Raw genomic sequence first — 19364 nt, forward strand, 5'->3', positions numbered from 1 at the left:
ATAAGATATAATGTCAACTATCAATATAAAAAGAGTAAAAACTAGCGAGATTGAATTAAAAGATCGCTTAGTGAGCATCCAACGTGTTGCTAAAGTAACCAAAGGAGGTCGTACTTTCAGCTTTTCAGCTATCGTAGTTGTAGGTGATGAGAACGGCGTTGTAGGTTACGGATTAGGCAAAGCTAAAGAGGTAACTGAGGCTATCGCAAAAGGTGTAGACGATGCAAAAAAGAACTTGGTAAAAGTTCCTATTTTGAACGGTACTGTACCTCACGAGCAAATCGGTAAGTACTCTGGTGGTTTTGTATTAATTAAGCCTGCTGCTGTAGGTACTGGAGTAATTGCTGGTGGTGCGATGCGTGCCGTGCTAGAAAGTGCTGGTATCCACAACGTATTGGCAAAATCAAAAGGTTCATCAAATCCTCACAACGTGGTAAAAGCTACAGTTGATGCATTAACCAAAATGCGTGATGCTTACACCGTAGCACAAAACCGTGGTGTTGATTTAAACAAAGTTTTTAACGGATAAGATCATGGCGAAAATTAAAATCACTCAGGTAAAAAGCGTTATCGACAGAAGCGAGCGCCAAAAAAGAACCATGAAAGCTTTAGGTTTGAGTAAATTAAACCAAAGTGTTGAGGTTGAGGCTAATGCAGCAATCATCGGCATGGTTAGAAAAGTTAATCACTTAGTAGCTATCGAAGCTATATAAATTTATTATCGGAATTTGCTTAAGATTTATATCTTAGGCAAATTTTTTTTGTTTAATCGTTGTTTCCTGATTAGTGAAAGCGAAGGGGCAACACAATAAGTTTCAAAAATGAACTTAAGTAATTTAAAACCTGCAAAAGGTTCTGTAAAAACTAGTAAAAGAATAGGTCGCGGTCAAGGTTCTGGTCGCGGAGGTACTTCAACCCGTGGTCACAAAGGAGCTGGCTCACGTTCAGGTACTTCAACCAAAGTTGGTTTCGAAGGCGGTCAAATGCCTTTACAACGTCGTGTACCTAAAGTTGGTTTCAAACCAATTAACCGTACTGAATACGTAGGTGTAAACTTAGACGTATTACAAGGATTAGCAGAAAAATTTAGCTTAAGCACCATAAATTTTGCTACATTGCAGGAGCATGGTTTAGCTTCAAAAAACGACTTAGTGAAAATCTTAGGTCGTGGCGAAGTTAAAGCTAAATTAGAAGTTACAGCTCACGCTTTTTCTGCAAGTGCACAAAAAGCTATCGAAGCTGCTGGAGGCTCAATCGTAAAACTATAAAATGAAGAAGCTACTTACTACTTTAAGTAATATTTGGAAAATTGAAGAATTAAAAGGGCGTATTTTATTTACGCTTATGATTCTTGTAATCTATAGACTAGTTTGTCAGGTGGTATTGCCAGGTGTCGATCCTGCTCAACTATCAAATGCACAAAAATCAGGTCTATTAGGTTTATTAGATATGTTCGCTGGGGGTGCATTCTCTAAAGCGTCAATCGTTGCGTTAGGTGTAATGCCTTATATCTCTGCCTCAATTGTGGTGCAGTTATTGGGAATTGCGGTGCCTACGTTCCAAAAAATGCAGAAAGAGGGTGAAAGCGGACGTAAAAAATTAACGCAGTACACTCGTTACCTAACAGTGGCCATTACTATTGTACAAGCAATTGGTTATGTGAAAACACAAATTACTCCAGAAGCAATTGTGATTGACCATACTACTTTCTATTTCTTGTCGGCAATTGTGCTTACAGCGGGTACCTTATTTGTGATGTGGTTGGGCGAAAAAATTACTGATAAAGGTATCGGTAATGGTACGTCTTTGATCATCATGGTAGGTATCATTGCTCGTTTGCCTATTGCAATTAGCCAAGAAATCAGTTCTGTATTTGCAGGTAATGACGGCGGTTTAATTAGATTGGTATTAGAGATTGTAGCATTGTATGCAATCATCATGTTTACTATCCTAATTGTACAAGGTGTTCGTAAAGTGCCTGTGCAATATGCTAAGCGTATTGTAGGTAACAAACAAGTAGGTGGCGTTAGACAATACATTCCGTTGAAGGTAAATGCAGCTGGTGTTATGCCAATCATCTTTGCTCAGGCTTTGATGTTTGTTCCGAGTGCATTGATTGGACTATTCCCTAATTTGCAGGAAAGTTGGTTGCACCAATATTCGGATATTACTTCGTTAACTTATAGTTTAACGTTTGCGTTTTTAATTATTGCATTCACATTCTTCTATACTGCAATTACCGTTAACCCGACTCAAATGTCTGATGACATGAAGAAAAATGGCGGTTTCATTCCGGGTGTAAAACCTGGTTTGGCTACTTCATCTTTTATTGATGAAGTAATTTCTAAGATCACTTTCCCTGGATCGTTGTTCTTGGCAGCTATTGCTATTCTTCCGTCAATTGCCGTTAAGGTTGGTATTCAACAAGAGTTTGCCCATTTCTTTGGTGGTACTTCATTGTTGATTTTGGTAGGGGTAGTATTAGATACTTTGCAACAGATTGAAAGCTATTTATTAATGCGTCACTACGATGGTTTAATGAAAACAGGAAGAGTAACCGGACGTTCGGGAGTTCCAACTGTAACAAGTACCAGCGGAGCTGCATTATAAGCAAGCAACAATAAGATTGCATGTCTAAGAAGATCCATTACAAATCTCAAGAAGAGATTGAGCTAATTAGGGAAAGTTCATTACTGGTTTCAAAAACCCTTGCCGAAGTGGCGAAGGTAATCAAACCGGGAATTACAACTATATCATTAGATAAGCTGGCATACGAGTTCATCAAAGATCACGGAGCTGTGCCAGCTTTTCTTAATTACGGTGGTTTCCCTAATTCTCTTTGCATTTCTCCTAACGAACAAGTCGTTCACGGCTTTCCTAACGATTATGTCATCCAAGAGGGTGATTTGATATCGGTAGACTGTGGCGTAATCAAGAACAACTATTTTGGCGACTCGGCTTACACTTTTTCTATAGGTGAAATAGATGAAGAGCGTAAGCAACTGGTAAAGGTCACACAAGAGTGCTTGGCCTTTGCAATTGAGAAGGCAGTGGTAGGTATGCGTATAGGCGACATTGCCCATGCAGTGCAAGCCCATGCCGAGGCCAATGGTTTTGGAGTGGTGAGAGAATTGGTAGGACATGGGGTTGGCGTTCAGCTTCACGAAAAACCAGAAGTTCCCAACTATGGTAAACGTGGAAGCGGAATGAAACTGGAAGAAGGAATGGTGTTAGCCATTGAACCCATGATCAACGCGGGAACAGCAGCGGTTAAATTCTGGTCAGATGGTTGGACGGTAACAACAAAAGACAATAAACCATCGGCACATTTTGAACACACTGTTGCAATAAAAAAGGGTAAAGCAGATGTTTTAAGTACTTTTTCGGTGATTGAAGAAGTTTTAAAAGAAAAAAGTTAAAAATTTCAAAAAAAATATTTAATTTTGCAACCCTGTTTAGTGGACAGCTAATTAAGTAAAAATCAATAGAATATGGCTAAACAAGCCTCAATTGAGCAAGACGGAGTAATAAAAGAAGCATTATCGAATGCAATGTTCAGGGTAGAACTTGAAAATGGGCATGAGATTATTGCGCACATATCAGGTAAAATGAGGATGCATTACATCAAAATTTTGCCTGGAGATAAAGTTAAACTGGAGATGTCGCCTTACGATTTAACAAAAGGTCGAATCACTTATAGATACAAATAAAATGAAAGTTAGGTCATCAATTAAAAAGCGTAGTGCTGATTGTAAGGTTATTCGTCGCAATGGCAAACTTTACGTAATCAACAAGAAAAACCCTAAGTTTAAACAACGTCAAGGTTAATTAAAAACATTAGGAACGATTCCGTACAACGGTGGCCCGCCGTTCGGTCGTTCATTTAAAAACAATTTACAAATATGGCAAGGATATCAGGTATTGATTTACCAAGAAACAAGAGAGGCGAGATCGGACTAACTTACATCTACGGTGTAGGTAGATCAACTGCTCAAAACATTTTGACCCAAGCAGGGATCGATTTCAATAAAAAAGTACAAGATTGGTCAGACGATGAGTTGTCTGCAATCCGTACCATTATCAACGACCAAATCAAAGTAGAAGGTGCTTTGCGTTCGGAGGTTCAATTAAACATCAAGCGTTTAATGGATATCGGTTGCTACAGAGGTCTTCGTCATAGAAAAGGTTTGCCAGTTCGTGGTCAACGTACTAAAAACAACTCTCGTACTCGTAAAGGAAAGAGAAAAACAGTTGCTAACAAGAAAAAGGCATCTAAATAATAATTAGATTACAGATTTACGGTAGGGGATTACTGAGTTAGTTCAAGTTCGTAAGTCAAATCGTTAAAAAATAACATGGCTAAAAGTAAAAAAGTTACCAAAAAACGTCTTGTTGTGATTGAGCCAGTTGGCCAAGCTCACATCAATGCTACGTTCAACAACATCATCGTTACTTTAACAAATAACAACGGTCAAACCATTTCATGGTCTTCAGCTGGTAAAATGGGCTTCAAAGGTTCTAAAAAGAACACGCCTTATGCTGCTGGTCAAGCTGCATCTGATTGCGGTAAAGTAGCTCATGATTTAGGCTTGCGTAAAGTTGACGTATTTGTTAAAGGTCCTGGTTCAGGTCGTGAATCTGCAATCAGAACTTTACAAGTAGCAGGTATTGAAGTTTTGTCTATTAAAGACATCACTCCACTTCCTCACAACGGATGTCGTCCTCCTAAGAAAAGAAGAGTTTAATCAATTAATTTTTAAAGCTAAGAGTCTGCAGCTACAGGTTGCATGATACTTTAAAATCAAAAACAATGGCAAGATATACCGGACCAAAGTCCAAAATCGCCCGTAAATTTAGAGAGCCAATTTTCGGCCCTGATAAAGCATTAGAAAGAAAAAACTATCCTCCAGGGCAACACGGTGCCTCAAAAAGAAGAGGAAAGCAGTCTGAGTACGCAGTACAGTTAATGGAGAAGCAAAAAGTAAAATACACTTACGGTGTATTAGAAAAGCAGTTCCGTAACTTGTTTACTAAAGCTTCATCACGTCAAGGTATCACTGGTGATAACTTGTTACAATTGTTAGAGGCACGTTTAGACAATACAGTATACAGATTAGGTATTGCTCCTAGCCGTTCAGGTGCTCGTCAGTTGGTTAGCCACAAGCACATTACTGTAAACGGTGAGTTAGTAAATATCCCATCATATCAATTAAAAGCTGGTGATGTTGTTGCAGTAAGAGAGAAATCAAAATCTCTTGAAGCGATTTCAAATTCAGTAGCTGGCAGAGCAATCAACAAGCACTCTTGGTTAGATTGGAACGCTAAAGAATTATCAGGTAAATTCTTATCATACCCTAACCGTGATGAGATTCCTGAAAACATTAAGGAAAACCTTATTGTAGAGTTGTACTCTAAGTAATAGACTTGGTTGAAGCCCTATTGGGCTTCAACTGTTTTTACGTTACACAACATTAATAAACGATCTAAAAACATTAATAAATGGCAATTTTAGCATTTCAGAAGCCAGATAAGGTAATCATGCAGAAATCAACTGATTTCGATGGTCAATTTGAATTTCGTCCTTTAGAGCCCGGTTTCGGTGTAACAATTGGTAACGCCCTAAGAAGAATTTTACTTTCTTCTTTGGAAGGCTATGCTATTACCAGCATTCGTTTTTCAGGCGTTTCTCATGAGTTTTCTACTATCAAAGGTGTAGTTGAAGATTTAACAGAGATCATCCTTAACTTGAAACAAGTTCGTTTCAAGAAAACTGGTGAATCTGGTGATTCTGAGAAAATCTTTATCATTGTAAATGGTCAAGAACAATTCCTAGCGGGAGATATTACCAAGTTTTCAAACAATTTCGAGGTGTTGAACCCGGAAATGGTTGTTTGTAACATGGAGAAAAACGTTACTTTGGAAGTTGAGTTAACTGTAAACAAAGGACGTGGTTATGTACCAGCAGAAGAGAATAAAGTTTCTGATAGTGTAGTTGGTGTGATTGCAATCGACTCGATTTTCACCCCAATGAAGAATGTAAAATACACGATTGAAAACTATCGTGTTGAGCAAAAGACTGACTATGAGAAATTGATTTTAGATATTTCTACAGATGGTTCTATCCATCCGGAAGAAGCTTTGAAAGAGGCAGCTAAAATTTTGATCCAACACTTCATGTTGTTCTCCGATGAGAACTTGGTATTGGAATCTCAAGCTAAAGAAGAAACTAAGGAAGTTGACGAGGAAATCTTACACATGCGTAAAATCCTTAAAACCGAATTGGTAGATCTAGATCTTTCAGTACGTGCATTGAACTGCTTAAAAGCAGCGGATATCCGTACTTTGGCTGATTTAGTATCTTACGATGTTGCTGATATGTTAAAATTCAGAAACTTCGGTAAAAAGTCATTAACTGAAATCCAAGAATTGGTAAAATCTAAACAATTATCGTTTGGAATGAACCTTTCTAAATTTAAGTTAGACGAAGAGTAAGAAAGTTATAGGTTGTAAGTTTTACGTATCACGTATAACTTATAACATATTACTAAAGAATTAAAATTAATTCACTGTGTGTAATTCCCTCAGATTAAGTTCAAAGAGACGGTACACACTTTATAAACAAAAAAATGAGACACGGTAAAAAACACAATCACTTAGGAAGAACTACTTCGCACAGAAAAGCGATGTTGGCTAATATGGCTTCTTCTTTGATCACTCACAAGAGAATCACTACTACACTAGCTAAAGCTAAAGCTTTGCGTGTTTATGTAGAGCCAATCATCACTAAATCTAAAAACGATACTACTCACTCACGTCGTACGGTATTTGCTTACTTGAAAGACAAAGAAGTAGTAACAGAGTTGTTCCGTGACGTTGCAGCTAAAGTTGCTAACCGTCCAGGTGGTTATACTCGTATCATCAAGTTAAACAACCGTTTAGGTGATAACGCTGAAATGGCGTTAATCGAATTGGTAGACTACAACGAAGTATACGGAAAAGATACAGCTGCTGCTGAGAAGAAAACTACTCGTAGAGGAAGATCAAAAGCTAAAAAAGCTGACGCACCTGCTGCAGAAGTTAAAGAAGAAACAGCTCCAGTTGCTGAAGTTAAAGAGGAAGTTGCTGAAGAGGCAGCCCCTGAAGCACCAGCTGCTGATGATGCAGAAGAGCAAAAAGCGTAGTGTAACTAACTTATTATGCTTAACCCCTCTAGGATTTCCTAAAGGGGTTTTTTGTTTTTAGGTGTTTTGCCTGTTAAATGTGGTTAGCTTCTTTTTTTAAATTGGAGATGCTCCAACTTTTTGCCCGCCAAAGTTTTTTCGCCAACAACTTCAAAGCCTAATTTTAAATACAATCTTTTGGCATTAGGATTCTCTTGGTCCACTAATAAACCAAGTGTTTCATTTTGTTGGAGAACATATTCATCAATTAGAAATTGAAATATCTTTGACCCAATGCCTTTTCCCTGTTGGTTTGGATTTACTCCAACACAATCAATATAATATTCTCCAGCCTCAGTTTCGTCTTCAGGGTTGAAGTCTTGTTTAAACATCGATTTTATTTTTCGAGCCACTGGTTCTCTTAGTTCGTGTAATTTCGCACCATTGTATACCAATGCAGCAGCTACAATTTCATTTTCACATTCAACCACCCAGCAATTTTCATAGGAATATTGATTACCGTTTTCTTCTGTCAAACTACTTAGAAATTGCAACGCCTTTTCAGCTGACTTCTCACCTATAAATTGATAAGCAATTTCCTCCATCGCTAAGAAGATGTAATTAGCAATGATTTTAGATTCTTCACGTTTTGCGTTTCTAATCAACATAATCGAATTTTAGTTTCGTTTTATGACAAAATGCTCCCTGGTCCAATTTCGTAGGGTGCTTTGCCTTGTTCGAATATTCTCGCTTGTAGATTACCTTCTAGGGTAATCTTGTCATTGATTCTTCTGATCCAATTTCCTTCTCTCAAGCCAATCACTTTAATGTTATTTTGGGTTAGAAATTCTAATATTCTAGTCTCTCTGGTTTCTCCGTTATGCTTTAATTCCGGTTGGGGATCTAAGTAATGTGGGTTGATATTGAACGGCACTAGGCCCATGCAATCAAAGCTTGGAGGATAAACAATAGGCATGTCATTAGTTGTTTTCATATTTAAACCTCCAATGTTGGTTCCGGCACTGCAGCCCAAATATGGTTTCCCATTTTCTATATTTGTTTTTAAGATGCTCATCAAGTTAAGCTCGTGTAGCGTTTTTACCAATAGAAAAGTATTGCCTCCTCCAGTAAAAAAACCTTGAGCATCTTCAATTGCTGTAACTTTGTCTTCAAATTCATGGAGACCTTTAACCTTAATGCCTAGCTCCGAAAAGAAACCTGCAGCCTTTGCAGTGTAATCATCATGGGAAATTCCGCCTGGACGAGCGAAAGGAATAAAAATAATTTCATTTACTCCCTCATAAAGGTTAACAAGTGCCGGTTTAAGATAGGCTAGGTAGGTTTCGCCAAATAGGGTGGAGGTAGAAGCAAGAATAATATTCATAAAGGTTTAATTAATTCTTTTCAAATATAACGAAGCTAAATTTACTGTGTTTAATTTAGAAATGACTTTCCGTTGTACATCATTCCGGCGAAGGCGGGAACCACTTGCTCATCGAAGATAATCTTAAAGCGGATATGGTCTATGATCGCATTACGATTGCCAGTTAAGCTGGTAATCACGATAATCGAAGTGGGTGCTAGGACTAACTATCTCATGACGATTTATTATAGGTATAATCGTATTTTTGCATTTCAGTATTAATCAAGATGGATCAGCACGAAACAACCTTTGTAAATGAGATTAAAAAAGTGATAGCGGAATCGACTTTTGTAAAGTTAGCTTTGGGTAACTACAAAGGTACAGAGGAGGGTTTGAAACAGCTATATGTTAAACCTGTTTTGATTAAGAACAAGCAGTTATTGGCCTTCAATTATAGATACAAAACGCGAGATATTTTCAAAAACTTTGAGATTGAAGAGGGGGTATTACTTATTGAAGGGTATTTGGCTGGTGATTTCAATGTGGCTACTTTATTTTCTGTCAATGAAGAAACAATCTTGGAGAGAACTGCTAAAGGAAGCTTTCGTTTAAGAACCAGGCAACTGGAAGAAAAAAAGGAAGCTGATTTGTCTCATAACAAAGAAAAGAAACGATTGATTTTAGCAAAAGACAACCTTTACCTTCATGAACTGGGACTTACCGATGAGCAAGGAATGGTGTTTAAAAATGCTCAGGATAAGTACAAGCAGATTAACCAATATATCGAAATCTTAAGCTCTTTAATTAAGGAATTTCCCAAAGGCAACATTAAAAACGTGGTTGATATGGGTTCGGGTAAGGGCTACCTTACTTTTGCGCTGTACGATTATTTGCTTAACCACCAGCAAAAGGCCAATGTGGTTGGGGTTGAGTTTAGAAAGGATTTGGTGGATTTGTGTAATAAGATTGCGGTTAATGCGAAGTTTGAGCAACTTTCTTTTGTAGAAGGAACGATTGAAAGTTATGACGCTGAAGCAATAAATCTTTTAATTGCTTTACATGCCTGTGATACCGCTACAGACGACGCCATTTATAAGGGAATTAAAGCTAATGCTGATTTAATTGTGGTGGCTCCTTGCTGCCATAAACAGATTCGTAGAGAAATGGAGAAAGGAAAAGTGAAGAATGAGTTAAATTTCTTGACCAAGCATGGGATATTCTTGGAGCGTCAGGCTGAAATGGTAACTGATGGGTTACGAGCCTTGATTTTGGAGTATTTTGGCTACAAAACTAAGGTATTTGAATTTGTGTCGGATGTGCATACGCCTAAAAATGTGCTGGTGGTAGGAATTAAAAATAAAGAGCAAGGATTAAGGAGTAAAGAACAAGGAACAAGAAACAAGGATGAAGTATTGCAAAGGATTAAAGAGACCAAGCAATATTTTGGTATTGGCTACCATCATTTGGAGCGTTTACTGGAAATCTAGGCGTTACTCATTGTAAATCCACAATAACACAGGTTTTTGACTATGTTGCCTTATTTGTAGTATAAGCTGCTGTGTTTTAAACCTGATGGCAGCGGATATCCTTTTTATTGGGTTTTGTGTCATTCAGAGCATAGCGAAGAATTCTACTTGTATGATGCTCTAGCTTACAGATCCTTCACTCACGTTCAGGATGTCAATCAAACAAAAGATAGCAGCGTACAGCGGGGGCTATCGAAATCGATAAGATCCAAGCTTTGCTTTTCTAAAAATTAACGCTTTTATTTTAATTGTTTTCTGCCAAGCTGTCAGCATATTTTGGGATATCTGTTTACATTTTTACCGCTTTTTTTGACAAAATTCTGCCAAAACCCTATTGGCACATCGCTTGTTAATAAGAAATAGAACGAAAAAATAATTAAGAAAATATATATTAAAATGGGAAAAATAATTGGTATAGACTTAGGAACTACGAACTCTTGTGTTGCTGTAATGGAGGGTAATGAGCCTGTGGTTATTGCAAATAGCGAGGGTAAACGTACTACGCCATCTATTGTTGCTTTTACGGAAAACGGCGAGCGCAAGGTAGGCGAGCCTGCAAAACGTCAGGCAATCACAAACCCAACAAAAACGATTTATTCTATCAAACGCTTTATGGGTAGCAGCTTTAACGAAGTGGAAAAAGAAGTTGCCAGAGTGCCTTATAAAGTGGTTAAAGGTGATAACAACACACCTCGTGTTGAAATTGATGATAGAAAATATACTCCTCAGGAAATTTCGGCAATGGTTTTACAGAAAATGAAAAAAACTGCTGAGGATTTCTTGGGCCAAGAGGTTACAGAGGCTGTAATTACCGTTCCTGCTTACTTTAACGACGCACAACGTCAGGCAACTAAAGAAGCTGGTGAAATTGCAGGCTTGCAGGTAAAACGTATTATTAACGAACCTACTGCAGCAGCTTTGGCCTATGGCTTAGATAAAGCTCATAAGGACATGAAAATTGTAGTGTTTGACTGCGGTGGTGGTACTCACGACGTTTCTGTATTGGAGCTTGGTGATGGTGTATTTGAAGTAAAAGCTACTGATGGTGATACTCACTTAGGTGGTGATGACTTTGATCATGTTTTGATTGAGTGGTTGGCTGACGAGTTTAAAAACGAGAACGGTATGGACTTACATAGAGATCCAATGGCGTTGCAACGTTTAAAGGAAGCTGCTGAAAAAGCTAAAATTGAGCTTTCGAGCACTACTTCAACTGAAATTAACTTGCCTTATATTACTGCTGATGCTAGCGGCCCTAAACACTTGGTGCGTACTTTAAGCCGCGCTAAATTTGAGCAGTTAGCTGGTGATTTGATCAAACGCACTATTGATCCTTGTAAATCAGCTTTGAAAAATGCCGGTTTATCAGTAGGTGATATTGACGAAATTATCTTGGTAGGTGGTTCAACTCGTATTCCTGCTATTCAGGATGCCGTAAAAGCTTTCTTTGGTAAAGAACCTTCGAAAGGTGTAAACCCTGATGAGGTGGTAGCGATTGGTGCTGCTATTCAAGGAGGTGTGTTGACTGGTGATGTGAAAGACGTATTGTTATTAGACGTTACGCCATTGTCATTAGGTATTGAGACCATGGGTGGAGTAATGACCAAATTAATTGAGTCGAATACAACCATTCCAACTAAGAAGACAGAAACTTTCTCTACTGCGGCTGATAACCAACCTTCTGTAGAAATCCACATTTTACAAGGCGAGCGTCCAATGGCAACTCAAAACCGTACAATTGGCCGTTTCATGTTAGATGGAATTCCACCAGCGCCTCGCGGTGTGCCTCAAATTGAAGTAGCTTTTGATATTGACGCTAACGGTATCTTACACGTAAGTGCAAAAGATAAAGCCACTGGTAAAGAGCAAAAAATCCGTATCGAAGCTTCTTCAGGTTTAACTGATGCTGAGATCCAAAAAATGAAGCAAGAGGCTGAAGCTAATGCTGAAGCGGATAAACAAGCTAAAGAAGAGGCGGATAAAATCAACGCTGCTGATGCATTGATTTTCTCTACCGAGAAACAATTGAAAGAGTTTGGCGATAAATTATCTGCTGATAAAAAAGCTCCAATTGAAGATGGCTTGAAGAAACTGAAAGATGCGCATGCTGCTCGTAACTTTGCAGAGATTGATGCTGCACAAGCTGAATTGCAAAATGCATGGAATGCTGCTTCGGAAGAAATGTATAAAGCAGGTCAGGAAGGACAACCTCAAGAGGGTGCAGCACAAGCTGAGCCTCAACAAGGTGGCGATACCGTAACTGATGTTGATTACGAAGAGGTAAAAGACGACGATAAGAAATAAGCGTAGCTTATAAAATGAGAAGTCCTGGTAGTAATATCAGGACTTTTTTTTTGATACTTTGCTATAAGCTTGTAAACGAAGGTTTTTAATTGCTGAATGGCAAAGTGTGCAAATTTTGCACACTTTGCCATTTTTATTTTTTACTAAGTAAATTGGTTTAACTAACCAAAGTTTATGAAATTAATTGCTCGCTCAATCGCTAACGCGGTTGAAGTCCCTAGGCTCTTATTAAAAGAGTTGGGGATAAAAATAAGTACTCAAACCCTAACTCATCAATTAGAAGACCATCCAGATTTTCCGAGCTTAATGGCCGTAAGTGATTGCTTTAATGAATGGTATATCCCAAATGCAGCTTATCGTATAGCTAAGGAAGAATATAAAGCTGAAGAACTACAATTCCCTTTTATTGCACAAACTCCAGCTAATGGAGGCTTGTTTATGCTGGTTCATCAAATAGTAAATGGTAAGGTAATTTATAGCGATGAAAATTTCAAGAGAAAGGAAATAACTGAAGAGGAATTTTTAAAAAAATGGAGTGGTATTTTACTATATGCAGAGGTAGGAAAGGAAAGCGGCGAAGAAGGATATGTTGGTAAACAATTACAGCAGACCATTTCGAATTTAAAAATACCGGCGGCAATTTTAGCAATTGTTATTACAGTTTTGCTAGCGGCCAATTTTAAAGAAATGGGTGTAGGTTATGGATTGTTGTTGTTGCTCAAAATTATCGGGATAGGTATTTCTGTTTTATTGTTGGCTCATAGTATCAATGCTAATAATCCTCTCATACAAAATTTATGTAGCTTAGGGAAAAAGAACAATTGTAATGGCATTTTAAAATCTGATGCAGCAAAGGCTACTTCATGGTTAAGCTGGAGTGAAGTAGGTTTTTTCTATTTTGCAGGTAGTTTTTTGTCTTTACTTTTAGTTCCCTCGTCGTTACCCCTTATTGTTTGGTTGAACGTATTCTCTTTACCATATACTTTTTGGTCTATCTCTTACCAATACAATCATAAGAATTGGTGTGTGTTGTGCTGCACGGTACAGGCTGTTTTGTGGCTGGAATTGATTGTTGCTCTGAGTTTTGGTCTTTCGCCATTAAGCTTTGGTTTCTCTGCTTTGAGTTTTGCCATTTTGCCTTTATTAGCTTTATGTTTCATCGCTCCAGTATTGTTTTGGTCCATTTTAAAACCAATATTCCAGAAAGAGGCAGAATATAAATTGCTTAAAGGACAATTAAAGAAATTTAAGTATAACAGTGAGCTATTTACCCATGCCCTAACTAAGCAACCACGTTATGCAGTGCCTAATGAACTGGCACCAATTACTTTGGGCAATGCCGAAGCTCCTACAATTATCACTATGGTGAGCAATCCGTTTTGTGGACCTTGTGCAAAAGCGCATGAAACTTTAGACAAATGGCTGAAAACTAGGGATGATATACAGCTTAAAATTGTATTCACCACTGCAGACCATGATGATGACCAAAGAACAAAGGTAGCACGCCATGTTACCGCATTAAGTTTAACGAATAATGTGGCGTTAGTTGAAAAGGCGTTGAATCATTGGTATGCGCAACGTGAGAAGAAATATGAAGATTGGGCGAAAGATTATCAAATTCATATTGGAGATGAAGTTAATGACGCCAGTAAAAAACAAAAGCTATGGTGTGAAATGGCCGAAATTACCTCTACACCCACTATATTGATTAATGGATATAAACTGCCAGAACCATATAGGTTAGAAGATATCCAGTACTTGATCAATTAAGATATCCCTTGTTCGAACAACCTTATTTGAAAGGGAAAAAAGGGCAGCACGATTGCAAGCGACACTGCCCCAACAACGAGTAAGGGCGTTCACCTTTACCGCCGTATGCAGGCCAGCGTGGAAGGCCTGCAAAAACTTAAACAATCAAATTTACAAAAATTATGAACAAGCAAAATTTACTCAGCAGAGCTGAGATGAAAAAAGTATTAGGTGGTAATACTATTCCTGAAATGGTGGAGGATGATGGAGTAGGAGGAAAAGGATATAAATGTTGCTATACAAATCCAACTGGATGTAGCACTTGTGATTCCAGTGCTACCCCAGAAACTCATACTTGTCCTAGCGGAGGAACATTGACTAAGTGCTCATAGCATGCAATAAGGAATAGGCATTTATGCTTATTCCTTATGTTTTTTATTTTTTAGAAGATGATTAAAAAGCGGACTGTTATAGGTGTGAAGTTTTTTCTACTGCTATTATTCTTTGGAAAAAATTGTCTGGCACAAAAGGTTGTGGGTATAGCGTTTGAAAGCGAATTAACTTGGAAACAGATTACAGAGAAAGCAAGAAAAGAAGACAAGTATATTTTTGTAGATTGTTATACTACATGGTGTGCTCCATGCAAACAAATGGCCGAGGGGGTATTTACTCATAAACGGGTTGGCGATTTTTTCAATGAAAATTTTATTAATGTAGCAGTTCAGATTGACAGAACTTCAAAGGATAGTCAAATTGTAAAAAAATGGTATCAAGAGGCTCAGAGAATAGAAAAAGAATATGCTATAGCTTCATATCCTACCTACCTGTTCTTGGATGCTGATGGAGAGTTAGTCCATGTAATAAAAGGCGGAAATGATAATATTGATGGTTTTATAGCGGAAGCAAGTAAAGCGTTGCATAAAGAGACTCAATATATCAATATGCAGAAATCGTTTGAAAAAGGTAGTAGGGATACCGTTTTTCTAAAGAAGTTAATTGGAGCTGCAAGGTCTGTATATGATTTTAAAAGATTACCCGAATATATTCAGGCTTATCTTAAAATACAGAGTAACCTACAAACTAAACAAAATATAGAGCTTATCAGTCAAAGTCTATCGAGCAGTAAAGACGTTGGATATAGTATTTTTCTTAATTATCCGGCTAAGGTAGATTCGATTATCGGTAAGGACTCGAGGATTAAAATTATAAATGATATTGTATTTGATGAAGAAATTGTTCCCGTACTTAGAAAAGGAGGGAAAAAAGAAATAACATCTTCTGGTATGATAACGTATGTAGGGCAAATAAATCATGAGGTTGATTGGGATAGCATAAAAAACACGATCAGTTCTAAATATCCTGAGCAAGCAGCAATAATGATGATCAATACTAAAACTGCTTATTATCGATGGCTAAAGGACTGGAAGAATCTAAACCTCTCTTTATGGGAGTATTATAATGGAAATGCACAGGTCGATTTATCACTAATCGATACTTGGGCACAATACTTCATATCATTTTGTGAAGATTATCAAAACCTCAATTACGCTTTAAAATGGGCAGTAGGACTTAGAAATGCAGATGATAATGCAGGGTATGCAAAACGTTACGAAGCTTTGTTCGCTAAAGCAAATAGAAAATAATTACTGAATTTGAAAAACTTCCCCTTTTATAAACAACCCGACCAAATGGACTGTGGTCCTACTTGCTTACGCATGATAGCCAAGCATTATGGTAAAAATTTCAGCTTGCAAAAATTACGGGATATTGCTGGTATCAATAAAGAAGGGGTGTCCCTGTTTGGCATTAGTGAGGCTGCGGAAAAAATAGGTTTTCGTACCATGGGTAGTCGTTTAAGCTTACAACAACTAAGGGAAACAGAGTTGCCCGTTATTTTGCATTGGGATCAAAACCATTTTGTCGTACTTTTTAAAGCTCCTGCTAAATCTTCTTCAAAGAGAAATATTTGGCATATCGCTGATCCTGCCAAGGGACTGATTAAATATACTGAAGAAGAATTTTTGCAACATTGGCTGAGTACACATAACAATGGGCATAGCCAGGGCATTGCCTTGATATTGTCGCCCACCCCACAATTTTACGAACAAGAGGGTGATAAAAGTGAAGCTTTAAATTTTAGTTTCCTGCTACGCTATCTTTATCGTTATAAACAGCTCATTGTGCAGCTTTTTATAGGTCTTGGTGTCGGTAGTTTGCTGCAGTTGATAGTCCCTTTTCTTACACAATCAGTTGTTGACGTTGGCATTAATACGAGGAACCTCAACTTTGTTTACATTGTGCTAATTGCACAAACCATGTTGTTTATTGGACGTATGAGCGTAGATTTTATCCGCTCTTGGATATTGCTTCACATTAGCACAAGGGTTAATATCTCAATCCTTACAGATTTTCTTATTAAGCTAATGAAATTGCCAATGGGGTTTTTCGATACCAAAATGACAGGGGATATCATGCAGCGCATGAATGATCAAAGACGTATTGAAAGTTTTTTAACCGGTTCTACTTTAACTACTATTTTTTCGCTATTTAACCTGTTGTTTTTTACATTGGTTTTGGCCTATTATAACACCAATATATTTTTTGTTTTTCTAGTTAGTAGTGTACTTTATTCTCTGTGGGTAATTGCTTTTTTAAAGAAACGTAGAGCACTTGATTTTAAAAGATTTGATATTTCTTCTAAAAACCAGAGTTCTATTGTACAATTGATAGGGGGGATGCAGGAAATAAAACTGAACAACTGCGAACAACAGAAACGTTGGGAGTGGGAGCATTTGCAGGCGGGTTTGTTTAGGTTTAGTATTAAAAGTCTTTCGTTGGGGCAGGTACAACAAGCCGGTGCTTTTTTTATTAATGAAGGTAAAAATATATTAATTACTTTTTTGGTTGCTAAGGCGGTAATAGACGGTCAATTAACATTGGGCGGAATGATGGCCGTTCAGTATATCGTTGGTCAGGTAAATAGCCCTATTGAACAACTACTTGGTTTTATCCAGCAAATGCAAGATGCGAAAATCAGTTTGGAAAGATTAAATGAAGTTCATCAAATGGAAGACGAGGAGCCTACGGATAAGACCTTTGTAAAAACATTACCTATCAATCATTCCATTAGCCTACAGAATATTGGTTTTACTTATCCAGGAGCAGGTAACGAACCGGTATTAAATAATATTGACTTGCATATCCCACAGGGTAAAACTACTGCCATTGTAGGAATGAGCGGTAGTGGGAAAACTACTATTTTGAAACTACTGTTGAGATTTTATATTCCTCAAAAAGGAGAGATCAAGGTGGGGGCAGGTTACTTGGATCAAATTAGTTATGGTTATTGGCGCAATCAATGTGGAACGGTGATGCAAGATGGTTTTATTTTTTCAGACACCATTGCCAAAAATATTGCTGTTGCAGATGAATATCCAAATATGGAAAAGTTGCTGCATGCTATTAAAATAGCCAATATCAGTGATCTGATAGAAAGTTTGCCGTTAGGACTAAATACAAAAATTGGAGCGGAGGGTAATGGAATTAGCCAAGGACAGAAACAGAGAATACTGATTGCCCGGGCAGTTTACAAAGATCCAGCTTATATCTTTTTTGATGAAGCTACTAACGCTTTGGATGCCAATAATGAAAGCATAATTATGCAAAACTTAGAGGATTTTTTTAAAGGAAAAACCGTTGTTGTAGTCGCGCATCGTTTAAGTACGGTTAAAAATGCTGATAATATTGTGGTTTTGGATAAAGGTAAAATTATTGAGGAAGGAACACACGAACATCTTGTTAAGCAGCGTGGAGATTATTATCATTTAGTTAAAAATCAACTGGAGTTGGGAGATTAATCGTCCAAAACTTTCAGGGAAAAAATATCATATATGCCATTACGTGAAGAAATACTGAATCGGAATAGTGAGGAAATAAATGAAATTATCACTGCGGTACCAAGATGGATATTACGCTGGGGAATTACTTTGGTTTTCTGTATTTTACTTGCCATTATTTTGGGCTCCGCTTTTATTCGTTATCCTGATATTGTAAAAGCCCCGCTTAAAGTAAATGCACTTAATGCCGCAAAAGGGGTAATTGCCCATCAGCAAGGCAAATTGGTTAAAATTTTGGTGAACGATAATCAATCGGTAGTAAGTAACCAAGCTCTTGCCTATATTGAAAGTACTGCAAAGCATGATGATGTGCTTAAACTTAAATCTTACTTGGCTATATTGAGCCAAAAAGTAGGTATAGAAGAAGTTAATATAAAGCAGCTACCTGATGGTCTGAATTTAGGCGAACTTCAAGGCGCTTACCAGAGTTTTTACCAAGAATTCTTAAGGTTTTCTGCTACCCAACATGGGGGCTTTTATTTGTCGCAAAAAAACTATCTACAGCAAGACTTAAATGAACTTGGTAAACTACAACAACAGATATTGAAACAAAAGCAGATTCAACAGCAAGAATTTGCCAATATAGCGGAAGAGTATGAAAATTATAAAAAGCTTAAGAGCAAAAATGTAATCTCCAATAGTGAATTTAAACAACAGGAAAACAAATACCTTTCAGGGAAGTATCCTTTAGAGCAAACAGCAACAGCATTAATTAACAACAATACTAGTTATTTGGCCAAACAAAAGGAGTTGGCCACACTTGAAAATACCATTAGAGAAGAACAGAGTAAATTTATACAGTCGTTGAACAGTATGATTACAGAAACTGAAAGCTGGTTGCGTAACTATGTAATTAGTGCTACTACAGCTGGTACGGTAAGTTATGTAGGTATTTTACAGGAAAATCAGAATGTAGGTGTCAATCAGGAACTATTTATCATTAATCCAGGCAACTCCAATTTTTTTGGTGAAATGCAAATTCCCCAATACAATATGGGAAAGGTTGGGTTGGGGCAGCGGGTATTAATCAAACTTCATAGTTATCCATTTGAAGAATATGGTGCAATTAACGGAAAGATAAGCTATGTGACCGAGGTGGCCCTAAAAGATAGTGTGTTTTTTGCAAAGATTGATTTCAAAGAATTTCAGAAAAATGATTTAAAAACCCCGATTTTACTTAAACAAGGTATGATGGCAGATGCAGAAATCATTACAAAGGAGAGTTCATTGTTACAACGATTTTTGAGAAACATCAATAAGCTGTTTGAGCAATAACGTCCATTAAGTAAGTGCAGAAAGAAAAAAAGTCACAGGCTTGGAAGATATAAAGTAAGATTGAAAATATAAAAAAGCACTCCGGTCTACA

20 protein-coding genes are annotated in these 19364 nt (G+C 37.4%); 18 read left to right on the top strand and 2 right to left on the bottom strand.

What is annotated here, in order from left to right; translation table 11 throughout:
* Positions 1-10: 10 nt before the first annotated feature.
* The 12 genes from rpsE (at position 11) to rplQ (ending at position 7181) form a co-directional block, all read left to right on the top strand.
* The gene (rpsE, locus tag ABDV71_RS05550) at positions 11-529 is read left to right on the top strand and encodes a 30S ribosomal protein S5 (protein ID WP_113649317.1); all 519 of its coding nucleotides are present in this window, start codon (positions 11-13) and stop codon (positions 527-529) included.
* A 4-nt stretch (positions 530-533) separates the two neighbouring features.
* Complete coding sequence (rpmD, locus tag ABDV71_RS05555; protein WP_097132832.1) at positions 534-713, top strand: 50S ribosomal protein L30; 180 nt, start codon at positions 534-536, stop codon at positions 711-713.
* Positions 714-821: 108 nt separating this feature from the next.
* Positions 822-1268 carry a 50S ribosomal protein L15 gene (rplO, locus tag ABDV71_RS05560; protein WP_113638050.1) on the top strand — a complete coding sequence of 149 codons (447 nt, stop codon included), beginning with the start codon at positions 822-824 and terminating at the stop codon, positions 1266-1268.
* A gap of 1 nt (position 1269) precedes the next feature.
* Positions 1270-2610, top strand: a complete 1341-nt coding sequence (gene secY, locus ABDV71_RS05565; RefSeq protein WP_343531422.1) for a preprotein translocase subunit SecY — start codon at positions 1270-1272, stop codon at positions 2608-2610.
* Between the two features lie 20 nt (positions 2611-2630).
* Positions 2631-3419: a type I methionyl aminopeptidase gene (map, locus tag ABDV71_RS05570; protein ID WP_343531423.1), complete on the top strand. Its 789-nt coding sequence runs from the start codon at positions 2631-2633 to the stop codon at positions 3417-3419.
* Between the two features lie 72 nt (positions 3420-3491).
* Entirely contained in the window at positions 3492-3710 is a 219-nt protein-coding gene (gene infA / locus ABDV71_RS05575) for a translation initiation factor IF-1 (protein WP_079643278.1), read from the top strand.
* 1 nt (position 3711) lies between these two features.
* Positions 3712-3828 carry a type B 50S ribosomal protein L36 gene (gene ykgO, locus ABDV71_RS05580; RefSeq protein ID WP_113649321.1) on the top strand — a complete coding sequence of 39 codons (117 nt, stop codon included), beginning with the start codon at positions 3712-3714 and terminating at the stop codon, positions 3826-3828.
* A gap of 74 nt (positions 3829-3902) precedes the next feature.
* The gene (gene rpsM / locus ABDV71_RS05585) at positions 3903-4280 is read left to right on the top strand and encodes a 30S ribosomal protein S13 (RefSeq protein ID WP_113661946.1); all 378 of its coding nucleotides are present in this window, start codon (positions 3903-3905) and stop codon (positions 4278-4280) included.
* Between the two features lie 75 nt (positions 4281-4355).
* Complete coding sequence (gene rpsK / locus ABDV71_RS05590; protein ID WP_343531424.1) at positions 4356-4745, top strand: 30S ribosomal protein S11; 390 nt, start codon at positions 4356-4358, stop codon at positions 4743-4745.
* A 65-nt stretch (positions 4746-4810) separates the two neighbouring features.
* Positions 4811-5419, top strand: a complete 609-nt coding sequence (gene rpsD / locus ABDV71_RS05595; protein ID WP_343531425.1) for a 30S ribosomal protein S4 — start codon at positions 4811-4813, stop codon at positions 5417-5419.
* Between the two features lie 80 nt (positions 5420-5499).
* On the top strand, positions 5500-6492 hold the full coding sequence (locus ABDV71_RS05600) for a DNA-directed RNA polymerase subunit alpha (RefSeq protein ID WP_113649325.1): 993 nt from the start codon (positions 5500-5502) through the stop codon (positions 6490-6492).
* A gap of 134 nt (positions 6493-6626) precedes the next feature.
* The gene (gene rplQ / locus ABDV71_RS05605; protein WP_343531426.1) at positions 6627-7181 is read left to right on the top strand and encodes a 50S ribosomal protein L17; all 555 of its coding nucleotides are present in this window, start codon (positions 6627-6629) and stop codon (positions 7179-7181) included.
* Positions 7182-7264: 83 nt separating this feature from the next.
* Here the strand turns inward: rplQ and ABDV71_RS05610 are convergent, their stop codons facing one another.
* Together ABDV71_RS05610 and pepE are read right to left on the bottom strand one after the other, a co-directional pair.
* Positions 7265-7828, bottom strand: a complete 564-nt coding sequence (locus tag ABDV71_RS05610; RefSeq protein ID WP_343531427.1) for a GNAT family N-acetyltransferase — start codon at positions 7826-7828, stop codon at positions 7265-7267.
* A gap of 20 nt (positions 7829-7848) precedes the next feature.
* Positions 7849-8544, bottom strand: a complete 696-nt coding sequence (gene pepE / locus ABDV71_RS05615) for a dipeptidase PepE (protein ID WP_343531429.1) — start codon at positions 8542-8544, stop codon at positions 7849-7851.
* Positions 8545-8810: 266 nt separating this feature from the next.
* Between pepE and ABDV71_RS05620 the strand changes: the two genes are divergently transcribed.
* The 6 genes from ABDV71_RS05620 to ABDV71_RS05645 all read left to right on the top strand — a co-directional run bounded on the left by ABDV71_RS05620 (position 8811) and on the right by ABDV71_RS05645 (position 19273).
* Positions 8811-10010 carry an SAM-dependent methyltransferase gene (locus tag ABDV71_RS05620; protein WP_343531430.1) on the top strand — a complete coding sequence of 400 codons (1200 nt, stop codon included), beginning with the start codon at positions 8811-8813 and terminating at the stop codon, positions 10008-10010.
* 435 nt (positions 10011-10445) lie between these two features.
* The gene (gene dnaK / locus ABDV71_RS05625) at positions 10446-12353 is read left to right on the top strand and encodes a molecular chaperone DnaK (protein ID WP_343531431.1); all 1908 of its coding nucleotides are present in this window, start codon (positions 10446-10448) and stop codon (positions 12351-12353) included.
* 174 nt (positions 12354-12527) lie between these two features.
* Positions 12528-14123 carry a thioredoxin domain-containing protein gene (locus ABDV71_RS05630; RefSeq protein ID WP_343531433.1) on the top strand — a complete coding sequence of 532 codons (1596 nt, stop codon included), beginning with the start codon at positions 12528-12530 and terminating at the stop codon, positions 14121-14123.
* Positions 14124-14551: 428 nt separating this feature from the next.
* Entirely contained in the window at positions 14552-15745 is a 1194-nt protein-coding gene (locus tag ABDV71_RS05635; RefSeq protein ID WP_343531434.1) for a thioredoxin family protein, read from the top strand.
* Between the two features lie 9 nt (positions 15746-15754).
* Positions 15755-17959, top strand: a complete 2205-nt coding sequence (locus tag ABDV71_RS05640; protein WP_343531435.1) for a peptidase domain-containing ABC transporter — start codon at positions 15755-15757, stop codon at positions 17957-17959.
* 33 nt (positions 17960-17992) lie between these two features.
* The gene (locus tag ABDV71_RS05645) at positions 17993-19273 is read left to right on the top strand and encodes a secretion protein HlyD (protein ID WP_343531436.1); all 1281 of its coding nucleotides are present in this window, start codon (positions 17993-17995) and stop codon (positions 19271-19273) included.
* Positions 19274-19364: the final 91 nt, after the last annotated feature.

This window comes from Pedobacter sp. (assembly GCF_039594775.1).
In the GTDB taxonomy this organism is placed as follows: domain Bacteria; phylum Bacteroidota; class Bacteroidia; order Sphingobacteriales; family Sphingobacteriaceae; genus Pedobacter.